This is a genomic window from Halorussus lipolyticus (genome assembly GCF_029338375.1).
Classification (GTDB): Archaea; Halobacteriota; Halobacteria; order Halobacteriales; family Haladaptataceae; genus Halorussus; species Halorussus lipolyticus.
This window is the reverse complement of the sequence record NZ_CP119804.1, coordinates 2,782,825-2,797,409: the sequence shown is the minus strand read 5'-3', so window position 1 is coordinate 2,797,409 and position 14,585 is coordinate 2,782,825. Positions and strand designations below refer to the sequence as shown.

The 14,585-nt window shown below is 65.3% G+C and carries 13 protein-coding genes; 2 read left to right on the top strand and 11 right to left on the bottom strand.

Going from position 1 to position 14,585, the window contains the following annotated elements:
- Nucleotides 1–33: 33 nt before the first annotated feature.
- The 6 genes from glnA2 to P2T57_RS14050 are packed head-to-tail and all read right to left on the bottom strand — an operon-like array spanning nucleotide 34 to nucleotide 8,123.
- Nucleotides 34–1,371 carry a gamma-glutamylputrescine synthetase gene (gene glnA2, locus P2T57_RS14075; protein WP_276299848.1) on the bottom strand — a complete coding sequence of 446 codons (1,338 nt, stop codon included), beginning with the start codon at nucleotides 1,369–1,371 and terminating at the stop codon, nucleotides 34–36.
- 24 nt (nucleotides 1,372–1,395) lie between these two features.
- Nucleotides 1,396–2,823: a lysine N(6)-hydroxylase/L-ornithine N(5)-oxygenase family protein gene (locus P2T57_RS14070; RefSeq protein WP_276299847.1), complete on the bottom strand. Its 1,428-nt coding sequence runs from the start codon at nucleotides 2,821–2,823 to the stop codon at nucleotides 1,396–1,398.
- Nucleotides 2,820–3,407, bottom strand: coding sequence for a GNAT family N-acetyltransferase (locus P2T57_RS14065; RefSeq protein WP_276299846.1), 588 nt, complete (start codon nucleotides 3,405–3,407; stop codon nucleotides 2,820–2,822). The genes P2T57_RS14070 and P2T57_RS14065 overlap by 4 nt, the downstream gene beginning before the upstream one ends.
- The gene (locus P2T57_RS14060; protein WP_276299845.1) at nucleotides 3,404–5,245 is read right to left on the bottom strand and encodes an IucA/IucC family protein; all 1,842 of its coding nucleotides are present in this window, start codon (nucleotides 5,243–5,245) and stop codon (nucleotides 3,404–3,406) included. The genes P2T57_RS14065 and P2T57_RS14060 overlap by 4 nt, the downstream gene beginning before the upstream one ends.
- Nucleotides 5,246–5,256: 11 nt before the next feature.
- Nucleotides 5,257–6,747, bottom strand: coding sequence for a pyridoxal phosphate-dependent decarboxylase family protein (locus P2T57_RS14055; RefSeq protein WP_276299844.1), 1,491 nt, complete (start codon nucleotides 6,745–6,747; stop codon nucleotides 5,257–5,259).
- The gene (locus tag P2T57_RS14050; protein ID WP_276299843.1) at nucleotides 6,744–8,123 is read right to left on the bottom strand and encodes a diaminobutyrate--2-oxoglutarate transaminase; all 1,380 of its coding nucleotides are present in this window, start codon (nucleotides 8,121–8,123) and stop codon (nucleotides 6,744–6,746) included. The genes P2T57_RS14055 and P2T57_RS14050 overlap by 4 nt, the downstream gene beginning before the upstream one ends.
- Before the next feature lie 416 nt (nucleotides 8,124–8,539).
- On the opposite strand from P2T57_RS14050, the gene P2T57_RS14045 reads away from it, so the two are divergent.
- Nucleotides 8,540–10,060 carry an MATE family efflux transporter gene (locus P2T57_RS14045; protein WP_303657549.1) on the top strand — a complete coding sequence of 507 codons (1,521 nt, stop codon included), beginning with the start codon at nucleotides 8,540–8,542 and terminating at the stop codon, nucleotides 10,058–10,060.
- A gap of 81 nt (nucleotides 10,061–10,141) precedes the next feature.
- Here P2T57_RS14045 and P2T57_RS14040 read toward each other — a convergent pair whose 3' ends face one another.
- From P2T57_RS14040 to P2T57_RS14030, 3 genes are all read right to left on the bottom strand, one after another.
- Nucleotides 10,142–11,140, bottom strand: a complete 999-nt coding sequence (locus P2T57_RS14040; RefSeq protein WP_276299842.1) for an ornithine cyclodeaminase family protein — start codon at nucleotides 11,138–11,140, stop codon at nucleotides 10,142–10,144.
- A 236-nt stretch (nucleotides 11,141–11,376) separates the two neighbouring features.
- Nucleotides 11,377–11,691: a DUF5789 family protein gene (locus P2T57_RS14035; protein ID WP_276299841.1), complete on the bottom strand. Its 315-nt coding sequence runs from the start codon at nucleotides 11,689–11,691 to the stop codon at nucleotides 11,377–11,379.
- A gap of 236 nt (nucleotides 11,692–11,927) precedes the next feature.
- The gene (locus P2T57_RS14030) at nucleotides 11,928–12,332 is read right to left on the bottom strand and encodes a CBS domain-containing protein (RefSeq protein WP_276299840.1); all 405 of its coding nucleotides are present in this window, start codon (nucleotides 12,330–12,332) and stop codon (nucleotides 11,928–11,930) included.
- Nucleotides 12,333–12,557: 225 nt separating this feature from the next.
- Here P2T57_RS14030 and P2T57_RS14025 point away from each other — a divergent pair, with 225 nt between their 5' ends.
- A complete protein-coding gene (locus P2T57_RS14025; RefSeq protein ID WP_276299839.1) occupies nucleotides 12,558–13,049 on the top strand; it encodes a DUF5790 family protein in 492 nt (163 codons plus the stop codon).
- A 30-nt stretch (nucleotides 13,050–13,079) separates the two neighbouring features.
- Here the strand turns inward: P2T57_RS14025 and P2T57_RS14020 are convergent, their stop codons facing one another.
- Both P2T57_RS14020 and P2T57_RS14015 read right to left on the bottom strand, forming a co-directional pair.
- Nucleotides 13,080–13,817 carry a creatininase family protein gene (locus tag P2T57_RS14020; RefSeq protein WP_276299838.1) on the bottom strand — a complete coding sequence of 246 codons (738 nt, stop codon included), beginning with the start codon at nucleotides 13,815–13,817 and terminating at the stop codon, nucleotides 13,080–13,082.
- A gap of 350 nt (nucleotides 13,818–14,167) precedes the next feature.
- Complete coding sequence (locus P2T57_RS14015) at nucleotides 14,168–14,518, bottom strand: dihydroneopterin aldolase family protein (protein WP_276299837.1); 351 nt, start codon at nucleotides 14,516–14,518, stop codon at nucleotides 14,168–14,170.
- Nucleotides 14,519–14,585 lie beyond the last annotated feature (67 nt).

Below are 14,585 nucleotides of genomic sequence, written 5' to 3'. Positions count from 1 at the left end.
CTACCGCGAGACGATGGTCCGGCCGACGTTCGTTCAGAACGTCTGTCGGAACATCTCTCGTTGCCACGTCGCCGCGCTGTCCGTGAATAGCTCCCACTCTTTCCGCTTGACTGTCATGTACGACTCGAACAGGCGGTCCCCGAGCGCGTCTCTGAGAACGTCGTCGTCAGCGAGCGCGTCGAGGGCCTCCCCGAGCGTCGTCGGCAACCGCCGAACTCCTCGTTCTTCCAGCAGTTCGTCGTCGCAGTTCGCGGGGTCGGCGTCGAGTGACGGTCCGGGTTCGGTCTCGTTCCGAATCCCGTCCCGACCCGCGGCCAGAATACCCAGTACTGCCAGATACGGGTTCGCGGTGTTGTCCGCGGGGCGGAACTCGATTCGGGTCGCCGTCTCGCGCTGGTCGGACGCCACCTCGGGCACGCGAACCGCCGCCTCCCGATTGCCGACACCCCAGCAACTGTACGCCGCCGCCCCGGCCTGTGGTTGGAGGCGCGCATAGGAGTTGACGGTCGGCGAGGTGAGCGCGAGCAGGCCCCGCATGTGGTCGAGAATCCCGCCGACGAAGTGGCGTCCCGTCGGACTCAATGGCTCGTCGGCGTCGGTCGGTGCGAACCAGTTGGTGTCGCCCCACAGCGAGAGGTGGACGTGGCAACCGTTCGTCGTCGCGTCGAAGGGGTACGGGAGGAAGGTCGTTTCGATGTCATGAGACGCCGCGACGCTCGGAATCGTCTCCCGGAGGAAGACGTAATCGTCCACCGCTTCGAGGCCCTCGCGGTGGTCGGTGACGAGTTCGTGCTTGCCGGCCGCGTACTCCGCGACGTGCTTTTTGACCTCGATGCCCTGCGCTTCGAGGGCGTCGATGGCGTCGATAATGACCTCGTGGAAGTCCCGGATGCTGTCGGTGGTGTAGAGACCTCTGTGTCCGACTCGCTCGTCCTCGTCGCCCGACGAGTAAAAGAGGAATTCGGTCTCCAGCGCGAGGGACGGCACCATGTCGTCGGCCTCGAACTCCGAGACGAGTTCCGCTAGCGCCGAGCGCGGGTCCGCCGTCCACGGCGTCTCGTCGCCTATCTCGCGCATCGAACAGCAGACCGCGGCGACGTTCTCCTCGTGGTCGAGGACCCGGAAGGTCGAACGGTCGGGCACCAGTCGAACCTCGCCCACGGCGTCGAAGCCGGCGTCCTTGCTTCGGTGGCCGAGCGCGTTGAACGACTGGACCAGTTCGGGCAGTGCGATGCCTGATTCGAGCGCGTCCGCTAACTGGGACCGCGTGACCGTGTGGCCGTGAACCACGCCGTCGTTGGCGACGTACAGCAGTCGAACGAGCTTCACGTCGTCTTCCCTACACTTCTCCGTGATAGTCTGTGTGTCCATGTTCGAGTCTCCTGCGTGGCGGTGTCAGTCGTCCTGCGTCGGCGTCGGGGTCGATTCGCTCTCGCGCTGGCCGGAACGGGAGGAGTGACGAGACGAGTTCGGCGCGCGCTCGGTGAACCGCTCGACCGAGAAGTCCTGATACACCGTGTCGTCGTCCTCTGGGTAGACCTCGCGGCCGAACAACCGGTTGACGAACTTGGTGTTGCGATAGCAACCGAGTCCGAGGTCGGGGACGCCGACCCCGTGGGTGTGGAGTTCGGCGTTCTGGAGGAACACGTCGCCCGCCACGTCGAGAGCGAGGCGGTGGTCCTCGGTCACGCCGAACCGACCCTGTTCGTCCCAAGCGATGGCGTCCTCGATTGGGTCGAGGAAGTCGGGAATCGGGCGCTGGTAGCCCGTGCCGAGAATCACGACGTCGCTCTCGTGGACGAAGGACTCGTCGGCCTGCCACTGGTGGCAGTCGAGGGCGTAGGCGTCACCCACCGGTTCGATGTCCCGGACCTCGGTCATGGCGAACAGGCCCACGTCGGGATTTCGGTCGCCGATGGAGCGCCGGTAGAGGAGGTCGTAAATTTCCGCACTCGTCTCGGGGTCCACGCCCTTGTAGAGCAGGTCCTGATTCGGAATCAGGTCGTCTTTGACCTCCTGCGGAAGGTCGTAGACGTACTGCTCGTACTCGGGAGTGAAGTGCTGAAGCCCGAGTTTGGAGTACTCCATCGGGAAGAACCCGTCGGAGCGCGTGAGCCAATCGAGTCGGTAGTCGCCCTCTGGTTGGTTGGCAAGCAGGTCCTGAAAGACCTCGGCCGCGCTCTGGCCCGACCCGACCACCGTGACGGAGTCGGCGTCGAGACACCGCTCGCGCCGGGACCGATAACCGGAGGTGTGGAACACGTCCTGCTCGGGGTGGCCTCGCAGGTCCTCGGGGACGTGAGGCTGACTGCCGATGCCGAGCGCGAGGTTCCGGGCGCGATAGGTTAGCTTTTCGTCGGTGTCGAGGTTCCGGGCGGTGACCGTGAAACAGGAGTCCTCGTCGTCCCACTCGACCTCCTCGACCCGGCGACTGAACCGACAGGAATCGAGTCGCTCGGCGACCCACCGGAGGTAGTCGTCGTACTCCCGGCGGGGAATCTGGAAGGTCTCGTAGAAGTAAAACTCGTAGAGGCGGTCCCGCTCCCGGAGGTAGTTGAGATAGCTGTGGGGGTTGGTCGGGTCCGCCATCGTCACGAGGTCCGCGAGGAAGGGGACTTCGAGGGTGGTCCCCTCGATTAGCATTCCCTCGTGCCACGCGAACTCCTCGTCCTGTTCGAGGAACACCGCGTCTACCTCGGTGTCCGTCTCGGTATTCCCATCTCGATTCGCGCCGTCGAGGAGCGCCGCCAGACCGAGGTTGAACGGGCCGAGACCGACCCCCAGAACGTCGTGAATCGTCTCGGTCTCGTCTCGGTCGCTCATGCTAATACCTCCTGCTCGAACCGCTCGCGCTCACAGACCATCAGCAGGGCCGTCTTCTCGTCCATCTCTATCTCACAGCGAGGCTCGAAACCGACTCGTTTCAGGATGCTGTGGACCGTCTCGTTACGCACGTCCGGTTCGCCCACCACGCGGTCGGTCTCGGGGTGGCGGAACTGCATCTGGAGCATCGCCCGCATGAGCGACTCGGCATAGCCGTGGCCCAGATACTCCGGCGGACCGAGGAGCATGTGGAATCCTTGGTCGGCCGGGTCGGCGTCGTAGTAGTCGGCGATTACGTCGTCGATGGCCCAGTAGGCCTCGAAGTAGCTCATCGGCACGTGGTCGAGGTGGCCGATGTACGGCGTCATGTGGTCGTCGGCCAGTTTCCCTTCGAGGGTGTTTTGGAACTTGGGGAGCGGGTCGTTGAGCGACCAGTCGGGCAGGACGTGTTCCTCGTTGAGCCACGAGTGAAGCATCCCGAGGTCCGACATCTCGACCGGCCGGAACGATACCGTCTTGTCTATCTCGTCGTCGTAGGTCTGGAAGTCGTAGGGTTCGGCGACGACGCCGCCGGGGCCTTTCATCGCTGAGTCACCTCCGGCTTGGTCTCGGTGACGATGGCGTTGTTCACGTCGGCGTAGACCGACTGGTTCTCCAGTTCGCCCTCCAGTTCGTCCATGTCGTGGAACCGCGTGAGGAGGTTCGCCTTACAGGGCAGGGCCTCGTCTTCGAGCAGGCCGTCGAGGAGCGACGACCACTCGGCGTCGAATCTGCGGCAGTACTCTAGCTCGTCGCGCAGGAGTTCGAGCAGGTCGCGCTCGTCCACGAGGCCCGCCGTCCCGAAGGCGTTGATGACGCCGAACATGTTGTTCAGCACGACGTAGTACCGCAGGCGCTCGTCGGAAATCCAGTCGGGGACGATGTTCTCGCCCCGGTCGCCGAGGCCCGGCACGCGTTCGTCGTGTTCGTCGTACTTGGCCTCGGGGAGGTAGAAGCCCTGATTGTCCCGGTAGTAGAACTCGTCGGGGTAGCCATCCGCCAGTTTGACGACGCTGTTCTGCTGGTGGGCCTCGACGCCCAGTCCGCGTTCGAGGAACAGCCACATGAACGGCCGGAGCGAGATTTCGAGGTACTGGCGGAACCAGTCTCGACTGACGGCGTCGGTGCTTCGGTCCTCGCGCTCGGCGAGGGTCTCGATTATCTCGCTCAGTCGGGAGCCGTCTCCGGCGATTTTGTCCTGACAGAGGCCGACGACCGGCGTGGCATTCCGGCCCTCGTCACCCCGGAAGGCGTTCTCGCGCAGGACGACCTCGAAGCCGGATTCGTCACCCTCGCCGATGTCGAGCGTGATTGCGGCGGGGTCGCGCACGACATCGAAACTCGGGAACTTCGAGTCGAGTTCGTCGCCGAGGTCGGTGTTCAGCAGGTCGGTGATGCCGACCGCGCGGTCGAGTTCCGGGCGCTTGTTCGTCCGCTTGGAGTTGGTAATCTTGACGTTCAGCGACCCCTTGACCATGAACGGCGAGTCGGGCGCGTAGAGGGTCCGAACCGAGGAGGTCGGCGAGAACTCCCGGCCGACCTGCCCGAGCGATTCGAGGCCGTCGCCCAACTGCTCCTGCACGTGGTCCTGTCCGAGGAGGTAGTCGGCCTGCCACGGGTGGAGGGGAATCAGCACGTCGTCGCTCTCGACGTGCTTCTCGACGAACTCGTCGGAGACGGTGGGGTCGTCGCGGAGCGACTGTTTTATCCACTCGCTGGTGGACGCCACGTCGCCCGTGTCGATTTTCACGGTGCCGTCGAGCGACGAGTCCTGCCACACGAGGTCGGGGTCGGCCCGGAAGTAGTGCAGGGAGAACGACCCTTCCATCTCGGGGGCGTAGGTCGGCGACTCGTGGGGCGCGATGCCCTGTCGGCTCTTGGGGGTCGGGTGCAGAAGGTGGCCGAAGACCAGCGACTGCTCGGCGTCCCGGAAAGTGGTGTCGAAGCCGTAGAGTTGCTCCTCGTCGTCCCGGCGGGCGTCCACGAACCGGGCAACGTTCTTGCAACTCTTGATGACCCGCAGGAGGAGTTCGTCGCGGTTCCCGGTATCGTCGCGCGCGGTGGAGAGTTCCTTGGTCACCAGCGAGGCCAGCGTCACGTAGTCGAGTTCGAGCGTCTCGTCGCCCTGCTGGTAGTACGCCGGCAGGTCGAACAGGTGACGGTCGGTCGGCGACTCGTAGCGAAGCGGGGCGTAGACGGTCGTGTCCTGCTCTGGCAGGGGGACCCGAGCCACCTCGTCCCGGCCGTGGGTCGGGACCGGAACCGCGTCGTCGTCCACGACTTCGTAGTCGCCGGTCTCCCGGAGGTAGCAGTTGAGGAAGCTGTGCAGGGTCGCCGATTCTGCGATTTCGGTCGCGGTCTGGGTGGTGTCGTTCTGGGTCATGGGTTAGGTGATTATCGTCGGAGCGTCTGGTCCGCCGCAGTGATGGTTCGCGCACGGTTCCGCACGGCGTCGAGAACGTCAGCCACGTCCTCGACGGTCGTCTTGGGGTTCAGCAGGGTGAACTTGAGGCTGGTCGTGCCATCGACCTCGGTCCGGCCGACTACAGCGTCGCCGTTCCGGAGGAGGGCCTCCCGAAGCGCGGCGTTAAGCCGACCCACCCGGTCGTCGCCGATGTCCTCGGGGCGGTACCGGAACACGACCGCGTTGAGCGTCGGGTCGTTGACGAGTTCGAAGTCGGGGGCGTCGGCCAGCAGGCCCGCCACCTCGTCGGCGAGGACCAGCGTGGACTCGACCAGTTCGGCCAGTCCCTCCCGGCCGAGAGTCCGGAAGGTGACGTAGGGTTTCAGCGCGTCGAAGCGCCGGGTGGTCTGGACCGACTTCGAGACCAAATCGGGCGCGTCGAGACCGCCCTCCTCGGGGTTGAGGTAGGCCGCCGACCGGCGAATCAGGTCGAAGCGGTCGTCGTCGCCCACGAGGAGCGCCCCGCAACTGATTGGCTGGTAGAACAACTTGTGGAAGTCCACCGCCAGCGAGTCCGCCCGGTCGATTCCGGCCAGTTTCTCGCGGTGGTCCTCGGAGAGCGCGAGCGCCCCGCCGTAGGCCGCGTCCACGTGGAACCAGAGGTCGTGGTCGTCGGCTCTGTCGGCCAGTTCGCCGAGCGGGTCGATGCTCCCGAAGTCGGTGGTGCCCACGGTGCCGACCAGCGCGAACGGTTTCCGGCCGCGGTCTTCGAGGTCCGCGAGCGTGGCGTCGAGTGCATCGGGGTCCATCCGGTAGTCGTCGTCGGTCGGCACGGTCACAACCGCGTTCTCGCCGAGACCGAGGTGGGCCGCCGACTGCCGGGCGGTGAAGTGAGCCGCCTCCGAACAAAGAATTCGCATTGCTTTAGCATTGTGTGGAAGGCCCGACTCCTTGACCCGGCGGCCGAACCGCTCGCGGGCGAACCAGTTGCGCGCCAGCAGGAGGGCTTGGAAGTTCGACTGGGTGCCCCCGCTGGTGAACACGCCGTCTCCCGACGACCCGTAGCCGAACAGGTCGCAGAGTTCACCAATCATCTCGCGCTCAACGTGGGTCGCGGAGGGACTCTGGTCCCACGAGTCCAGCGACTGGTTCGTCGCCGAGATGGCGGTCTCCGCGGCGAGACCGGGCACCAGCGGCGGGCAGTGGAGGTGGGCGATGCACGACGAGTCCGAGACGCCGACCGAATCGGCCAGCACCTCGTCGCCGACCTCCGCGATGGTCTCGGCGAGGGGTTGGCCCTCGTCGGGCAGGCAGTCGCGCTCGGCGAAGCGGTCGGCGAGTCGGTCGGAGTCAGCACCCGAGTAGGGCGTCGCGCTCTCTCCGAAAGCCCCGGTGACGGCCTCGCTGGCCTGCGAGACCGCTTTCCGGTAGGCCTCGTTCCCGGCCTCGGTGCCGAGAAAGAGGTCGTCGGCGCTCGTCATGGCGACACGTGACCTCCCTCCGGCCCGCCGTTCCGCTCCGCAATCGCCTCAGCGACCGCCTCGCGGAAGATTCGGCCGATGTCCTCGATTTGGCCCTTCGAGACGATGAGCGGCGGGAGGAACCTGACCGTCGCACCCTCTCTGCCGCCTCGCTCCACGATGAGACCGCGGTCGAAGCACTCGGACTGGACGGTCTCGGCGAGGTCGGCGTCCGGCGGGTGCGCGCCGAGACTATCGGGGTCGGCCGACGCATCGACCATCTCGGCCCCGAGCATCAGGCCCTTGCCTCGCACGTCGCCGACCTCCGGGAATCGGTCGGCCGCGGCGTCGAGGTGGGTCCGGAGGACCGCGCCCATCTCGTCGGCGTGACTCGGCAGGTCCTCCTCCACGATGTACTCGATTGTGGCCTTCCCGGCGGCCATCGCCAACTGGTTGCCCCGGAAGGTGCCGGCGTGCGCTCCCGACTCCCAGTCGTCGTACTCCTCGTCGTAGAGGACGACCGAGAGGGGCAGGCCGCCGCCGACTGCCTTCGAGAGAGTCACCACGTCGGGGGTGATGCCGGCGCGCTGGAAGTCGTAGAGGTCGCCGGTCCGGCCGAGTCCCGACTGAATCTCGTCCACGACGAGGGGCACGTCGTGTCTCCGAGTAATCCGGCGCATCTCCCGAAGCCACTCGGCGGGCGGAGCGATGGACCCCCCTTCGCCCTGCACGGGTTCGAGGACCATCGCGGCGGGGTCGGTGAATCCGCGCTCGGAGTCGGCCAGCAGTCGCTCGACGTACTCGCTGGCGACTTCGTGGCCCTCCTCGCCGATGCCGAAGGGACACCGGTAGGGATAGGGGTAGGGCAGGTGATGGACGTTCTCCATCGCGCCGCCGATGTCCTCCTTCGGTTCGGTGTCGCCCATCAGGCCGAGCGCGCCGTGGGTCATGCCGTGGTAGCCCCCGCGGAAGGAGAGGACCGACCGGTTGCCGGTCGCGGTCTTGGTGAGTTTCAAGGCGGCCTCGATGGCGTCGGTGCCCGCGGGACTACAGAACTGAATCTTGGCGGTGTCGGCGAACTCGTCGGGGAGACTGTCGTAGAGGGTGTCCACGAACGCCTCCTTGATTGGCGTCGTCACGTCGAGGGTGTGCATCGGCCGGTCGGCCGCCATCGCGTCCTCGATGGCCTCGACCACGACCGGGTGGTTGTGCCCGAGGTGGAGCGTCCCCGCGCCAGCCAGACAGTCGTAGTAGGTGTTACCGTCGGCGTCGGTGACTTCGACGCCGTTAGCCTCCCGAATCGCCATCGGGAGATACCGGGGGTAGCTCCTCGCGTTCGACTCCCGGTCGGCCTGCTTGGCGAGGAGTCTGTCGTTCGACGCGTCCGCGTAGGTCATCTCAGACCGCCTCCTCGGCGTCGGCGGGTCGCTTCGTCACCTGTACGACTCGGGGTGGGGTTCGTCGCTTCACAGTTTTTAGGCCGACCTAAAAATTCAAAAGTATTTCCATCCGCTCTAATTCTTGTAATTTAGGTTAACCTAAAAGTTATAAAGACGACACGCATCTCTCCGACTGGGCGTCCTGAGCGAGTTCACGACTCGGAATTTTTTAGGCGTGCCTAAAACAGTTTCGCAGTACGGGAGTCGTGGTAATCGGAGTCCAATCTCACACTGGTTGTGCCCCAAGGTACCATACCTCGGAAACCTCTTTGTCGTTCACCTTACTTGTGCAAGATACGCCGCGTCGTCCGCAGTGAACCGCGCTTCCGACCAACACGCAACCTTCAAACCCACCCGTTTCGTTTCGAAGTATCATGAACGCCACAGGCTCCGACGATACGATTACCGAGGGTGGCCTCCTCGGCCCGATGTTCCGGCTTGCATGGCCCATCGTCGTCATCCAACTGCTACAGGTGACGTACAACATCGCCGACACGTTCTGGCTCGGACGACTGTCGGCCGACGCGGTGGGCGCGCTGAGCCTCGCGTTCCCGCTCATCTTCCTCCTCATCTCCATCGCGGGCGGGTTCACCACCGCCGGGTCGATTCTGGTGGCCCAGTACACCGGCGCGGACAGCGAGGGGTCGGCGGGCAAAGTTGCGGGCCAAATCCTCTCGTTCGTCACGATTCTGGCGCTCGGGTTGAGCGTCCTCGGCTACTTCGCCACAGAGCCGATGCTGGCGGCGCTCCCGAGTCAGGGCGCGACCACCGAGCAGGTCGTCCCGCTGGCGGGCGACTACATGGAAGTGTTCTTCCTCGGCCTGCCCTTCCTGTTCGGCTTTTTCGTGTTCACGTCCCTGATGCGAGGCTACGGCGACACCCGAACCCCGATGCGCGTGATGATTGTCAGCGTGGCGCTCAACGTCGTGTTGGACCCCCTCCTCATCTTCGGTCTCGGGCCGATTCCCGCGCTCGGCATCGACAGCGCGGTCATCTCGGGGATGGGCATCGAAGGCGCGGCGCTGGCGACCATCCTCTCGCGGGGCGTCGCCAGCGCACTCGGGTTCTACGTCCTGTTCGTCGCCGGGGCCGGACCCGACGTGGAGGTCGGGTATCTGATGCCCGACCTCGGGTACATCTGGGACATCGTTCGCATCGGCGTTCCCTCGGCGCTCGAACAGTCGATGAGCGCGCTGGCGATGATTACCCTGACCGCGATGGTAGTCCAGTTCGCGCCGCCGGTGGTCTCGGCCTACGGGTTAGGTAATCGGTTGGCCTCGCTCGTCTTCCTGCCCGCGATGGGTCTGGGCCGGGCGACCAACACGATGGTCGGTCAGAACCTCGGGGCCGGCAAGTCCGACCGGGCCGAGCGCGCGGTCTGGATAGCCGCCAAGGTCGGCGCAGGGGTCATGTTCGTGGTCGCAATCATCGCCGCGCTGTTTCCCGAACCCATCGTCTCGGTGTTCATGGCCACCGGCACGGAGGCCGCCCAAGAGACGGTCCGGCAGGGTTCGACCTACCTCCGGATTCGGTCGGTCGAGTTCACCTTCATGGCCGTCTTGCAGGTCATGCTCGGGGCCTACCGGGGCGCTGGCAACACCAAGACCGCGATGGGATTCTCGATGGTCGCACTCTGGATAGGCCGGGTGCCGACGGTCTACTATCTGGCGTTCGTCGCCGGGATGGGTTCGACCGGCATCTGGATAGGCATGGCGCTGGGCAACACCCTCGGGGCCATCGCGGCCGCGCTCTGGTTCACCCGCGGGACGTGGAAGGAAACGGTCATCGACGACGAGGAGGCGGGGATACCCGACGCCGACGAGACCCCCGCCGGACCGACATCTGAGACGGCCGACCCGGACCTCTCGGAGACCGCGAGAACCGACGGGAAGTGACGATTCGGCCGGCGGCAAATAATTATATTCTCTAGAGAAATAATATTATTTCCAGAACATATAATTGGGTGTGTGGAACCACTACAACTCCACTTGCTCGCCAACACCCTGCTCCTCGGCCTCCTCGAAAACGTACTCTCCGGTTGCCGCGTCCAGCACCGCGGTCCCGACGCTCTCGACCACGATGATTTCGCCCTCGGAGTCGCGGCCGGCGCGGTCCTCGAAAACCTCCGAGAGCGGAACGAGGTCGTCCGCCCCGATTTCGGCCGCCAGCGTGTCGCCGATTTCGGCGGCCTCCTCGGGCACGTCCGCGAAAATCTGACTCGCTCGCTCGAAGGTTTCGGTGTCCAACTCACGCATCTCGGCGGTGTAGGCTCCGACCGCGACCACGAGCGTTCCGGGTTCGAGTGCGTCGCCGGGAAAGACCGGTTCGGTCGCAGTGGTTGTGGTGACGACCACGTTCGCGCCCGAGACGGCCGACTCCGGGGATTCGACCGCCTCGGCGTCTACGCCCAACTCCGACCGCAGGTCGTCGGCGCACGCTTCCTTCGAGTCGCTGGGCGAGTAGACTCGGACCGATTCGAGGACAGTCGCGGCGTCGATGGCGCGGGCCTGCCAGCGTGCTTGGGTGCCAGCGCCGAGGAGACCGAGGGTGACTGGCTCCTCGGCCAACTCGCGCGCCGCCAACCCGCCGATGCACCCCGTGCGGGCGTTGGTGATTCTGGTCCCGGCGAAGTAGCCCGCGGGGAGGCCGGTGTCGGCCTCGGTCAGCGCGAGTTGGGCGTTGACGGTCGGGAGACCTCGGTCGGCGTTGTCCTCGTGGACGCCGACCAACTTCGTGGCGTAGAACCGCGCGCCGTGGAGATAGGCGGGCATCACGAGGCCGGTGCCCTTGGGTTCGGAACCGTCGCCGTCGCCAGCGTCGGACGCGCTGAGTCCCGCGCCGACAGGGAAGTGGGGGCGTTCCGGGCGTTCAACTTCGCCCCGGCCCTGTTTGACGAAGGCCTCGTGGACGACCGGAAGCAGGTCCTCAAGGTCGAGACAGTCCGCCACGTCGGAATCGGAGAGGACGCGAACCATGCCCGGCGATTCGGCCGCCGGGGCGTTAGCGGTTTCCCCTGCGTTGGATATTTCGGTCAGCGACCGTCACGCGAACGAAATGAGCGTGACCTCGGCAGTCACAGCCCGCGCAGGCCGCAGGCCGAGCAGGAATGTCTGCCGGTGGCGAGCGAACTGGGGGCTTTCGAAAACGTATCCGCGGCTATACTGCCGAAACCGCCCGGATTGAGTATAGCCACACAAAACAAGACGTTTTCCTAGAACGATTCGTCCGTGTTCTCGCCCTCGTTGCCGGCCCCGCGGTCGGAGTAGCCCTCGCGGCCCACGGCGTCGGCACTGACCCGGTTCAGGATGGCCTGCTCCACCTCGTCGGCCGACTGGAAGGTCTCGTCGCCGCCCGTGACCATGACCTCCCGAAAGCTCTCCTCGCCGTCCGGGAGGCCGATTTCGTAGTCGCCGTACTGTTCCATTAGCTCCTCGGCGTCGAGGGGGTAGTCGGCGTCTCGCAGGTCGTCTTTCAGGTCGCCGAGTTCGAGTCCCATCTCGCGGCTATCGTCGCCAGATTCGGTCATGACGGGGCTACGCCGTGAAATCGAATAAGGCGTATGGCCCCTTTGAAGTAGGGCATTCGGGAAAGTTGTTGGAATCGTAATCGAGGTCTCGAAAGTCCTCGCGCGCAGTGTCCTCGAAAGCCCTCGCACTTTCAGTCCGCCAAGGCGGGTGGTTGGGTCGCCGAGCGAAACCTGTCGGTAGTCGAGGAGTGCGCTACGTCGAAAATTGCTCGCTGTGGGTCGAAAAACCGAGGAGGCTACGACGGACTCGGTGTCTGGACGTGGGACATGTAGGCCGTGATGTCGGTCGTGGTGACGATGCCGACGACGCCCTCGTCGTCGTCCACGACCGGGACGTGGTGGAAGCCCTCCTCTATCATCAGGTCGGCGATGTCCCGGACCTCGGCGTTGGCGTCGGTGGTCGTCACGTCAGTCGTCATGTAGGCCTCGACCGTCGCGTCGGTAGCCCACCGCTGTTCGGCCGCGATGTGAACGAAGTCGGTGGCGGTGAGGATGCCCGCGAGGACGCCCTCGTCGTCGGTGACGATGACCGACCCGATGCCTTCGTCTATCATCCGCTCGGCGGCGACGTGGGCCTCCGTGTCCGGGGAGACTGTCTCGACTGGCGAGGACATGAGTCGTCCGACGAAAATGTCTTCCATATCGTTACATTTCCTCTCGTCGCTGATAAGTATTCGCCCCGAGGCGAATCCCGTCGCGGGCGTCGCCGGGGTTCCCGATTGGATGCTTCCCGGTGAGCGTTTTCGGTCCGGACTGCCAATCGGGTCGTTGCTTTCGATTTGGCTCGGGTGGTCCCCGGCGAGTAGCGGGGTTTCACTTCCGGTTTCGGGCATGGTTTTAAAAGGTCCGGCACCAAACGGAAACGTATGAGCCAATCGACACTCGACGAGGACGAGCTATTCGGCGAGGCCGCAAGCGAGGTCCGCGAGGACGTGGAGGCCAGCCTTCAGCAGGCGAGCGAGGCCCTACCCGACACCGACGACATCTGGAACGTCGAGGCCGACAACACCCTCGGCGCGCTCAACGCGCTCCGGTCGGCCCTCGACGCTGGGGACGCCGCCGACCACCTCCGGGACGCCAAGAAGTGGTACATGATGGGCGAGCGCGCCGACGCCTTCGAGGAGGCCGACGACCTCGAAGCCGAAATCGGCCGGGTCGAGGAGGCCATCGCCGACATCGAGGACGCCAAGGAACAGGTCGGGGACCTCGCCAGTACGGTGCCGGGTCTCAAGAACACCCTCGAAGAACTGCAGGCCGAAGCGGACGAGAGCGAGGCCGACGAGGCCGAAACCGACGAATCCGAAGGCGACGGGGACGCCGACGACGCGGACGCCGAAGAAGCCGAACCGGCCGAGTAAGTCCACCGAGACGGAATCGCTCGTCCGCCGCTACTTGTGGGGCGGGAGCGTCACGTCACGCGATTCGACCGCCTCCAACAGCGACACCAGCGCCTCGCCGGCTAGCGCCAGCAAGTCCTCGCCGCGCTCTTTTGACCCCTCCGCGGGGTCGCCCACGACGCCGTTTTCGGTGAACTCGGCCGAGTCGTAGGCCAGATTCGCGTAGCTCACCCACTCACCCCACCCGTCGCTTGCGCCCTCGCGGGCCTCCTCGATGCGGTCCTCGCGCACCAACTCGGGGGCGACGTGCCGGAGCATCGCGGTTTCGAGCGGGCCGCCGTGGCCCATGTCTCCGCTGTGGTCGCCGACGGCCTCGAACCACGTGAACGGGACGGCGTAGGCTGTGTCGTGGCGGACGATGGTTCCCGCGACTTCCCGGAGCGCGCCGACGTTGCCCCCGTGGCCGTTGACCAGTACCACCCGGTCCCAGCCGTGATGAGCGAGGCTGGCGACGGTCTCGCGGACGTAATCGCGGAAGGTGTCGGGGCTGACCCAGAGCGTGCCGGTGAACTGGCGATGCTCCTCGGCGACGCCGACCGGGATTGGGGGCGCGACGACGACCTCGCCATCGTAGGTGGAGGCGGCCTCCTCGGCGACCTCCTCGGCGGTCACCACGTCGGTTCCGAGCGGCGCGTGGGGACCGTGCTGTTCGGTGCTTCCGACCGGGAGGAGCGCGAGGTCGGTTTCGGCGGCGTCGGCCTCAGTCCACGTCGATTCACGGAGGTTCATACTCGACGAGACGGTGGGTTCGGACTTGTAGGCGGTGGATTTGGGTTTCGAGAGCGTCGTGTTTGAAGCCGAAGCCGGAACTGGGGTCTCGAACGTCGTCGCTCGATTCGACAATCCACGGGACGCGCCCGACGAGCGCCGACAGGTGCGAGTCGGGCGGGGAGGTACGGGGCGCGGTGCGGTTGCGGTCTGCGGTGCTGTGCGGGGCGGTTTGCGGTGACTCCTTCGCTCAAGCAGTAGCTAGCTTCGTGACGGCTACTGACAGGGAAACTCTGACTGTAGCGTGATTGTGGGGTCCACAGAGAACGAAATACAATTCCTAAATATAGAAATTGGATTTTTTAGGAACTCTATTTCTCGCTCACGGACTCGACTTTCATCAGCGGATAGCCGTCCTCCATCTCCATCCGGGTGCGGACTTCGACGTCCTCGTGGTCCACGACGATTTCGACCTCCATGAACCGGCCCGTGAGTTCGGTGTACCCATGGTCTATCTCCGCTTCCAACTTCTCGGTCAGAATATCGACGGTCACGGACTCGCAGAAGGGTTGGTTCTCGATGGACTCCTCGATGGCGGTTTCGAGACTCGGCGCGGAGTCGGGACTGACCGGCGTGCCCGCGAACTGGTGGTAGAGCGCGCCGAACTTGATTCCGGCCTCGAAACAGGCCGAATCGCGGTCGGTGGGGTCGGTGGCAGTCATGACCGAGACGACGCGCGCCGGGGAAAAAAGCCGCCCGGTCGGGCATCGTCGTCCGTGTCCCGCCGTG

Excerpts from the sequence above, each read along its gene's own strand:
- glnA2 (WP_276299848.1), bottom strand. The coding sequence starts at position 1,371 with ATGGACACACAGACTATCACGGAGAAGTGTAGGGAAGACGACGTGAAG.
- P2T57_RS14070 (WP_276299847.1), bottom strand. The coding sequence starts at position 2,823 with ATGAGCGACCGAGACGAGACCGAGACGATTCACGACGTTCTGGGGGTC.
- P2T57_RS14065 (WP_276299846.1), bottom strand. The coding sequence starts at position 3,407 with ATGAAAGGCCCCGGCGGCGTCGTCGCCGAACCCTACGACTTCCAGACC.
- P2T57_RS14060 (WP_276299845.1), bottom strand. The coding sequence starts at position 5,245 with ATGACCCAGAACGACACCACCCAGACCGCGACCGAAATCGCAGAATCG.
- P2T57_RS14055 (WP_276299844.1), bottom strand. The coding sequence starts at position 6,747 with ATGACGAGCGCCGACGACCTCTTTCTCGGCACCGAGGCCGGGAACGAG.
- P2T57_RS14050 (WP_276299843.1), bottom strand. The coding sequence starts at position 8,123 with ATGACCTACGCGGACGCGTCGAACGACAGACTCCTCGCCAAGCAGGCC.
- P2T57_RS14045 (WP_303657549.1), top strand. The coding sequence starts at position 8,540 with ATGAACGCCACAGGCTCCGACGATACGATTACCGAGGGTGGCCTCCTC.
- P2T57_RS14040 (WP_276299842.1), bottom strand. The coding sequence starts at position 11,140 with ATGGTTCGCGTCCTCTCCGATTCCGACGTGGCGGACTGTCTCGACCTT.
- P2T57_RS14035 (WP_276299841.1), bottom strand. The coding sequence starts at position 11,691 with ATGACCGAATCTGGCGACGATAGCCGCGAGATGGGACTCGAACTCGGC.
- P2T57_RS14030 (WP_276299840.1), bottom strand. The coding sequence starts at position 12,332 with ATGGAAGACATTTTCGTCGGACGACTCATGTCCTCGCCAGTCGAGACA.
- P2T57_RS14025 (WP_276299839.1), top strand. The coding sequence starts at position 12,558 with ATGAGCCAATCGACACTCGACGAGGACGAGCTATTCGGCGAGGCCGCA.
- P2T57_RS14020 (WP_276299838.1), bottom strand. The coding sequence starts at position 13,817 with ATGAACCTCCGTGAATCGACGTGGACTGAGGCCGACGCCGCCGAAACC.
- P2T57_RS14015 (WP_276299837.1), bottom strand. The coding sequence starts at position 14,518 with ATGACTGCCACCGACCCCACCGACCGCGATTCGGCCTGTTTCGAGGCC.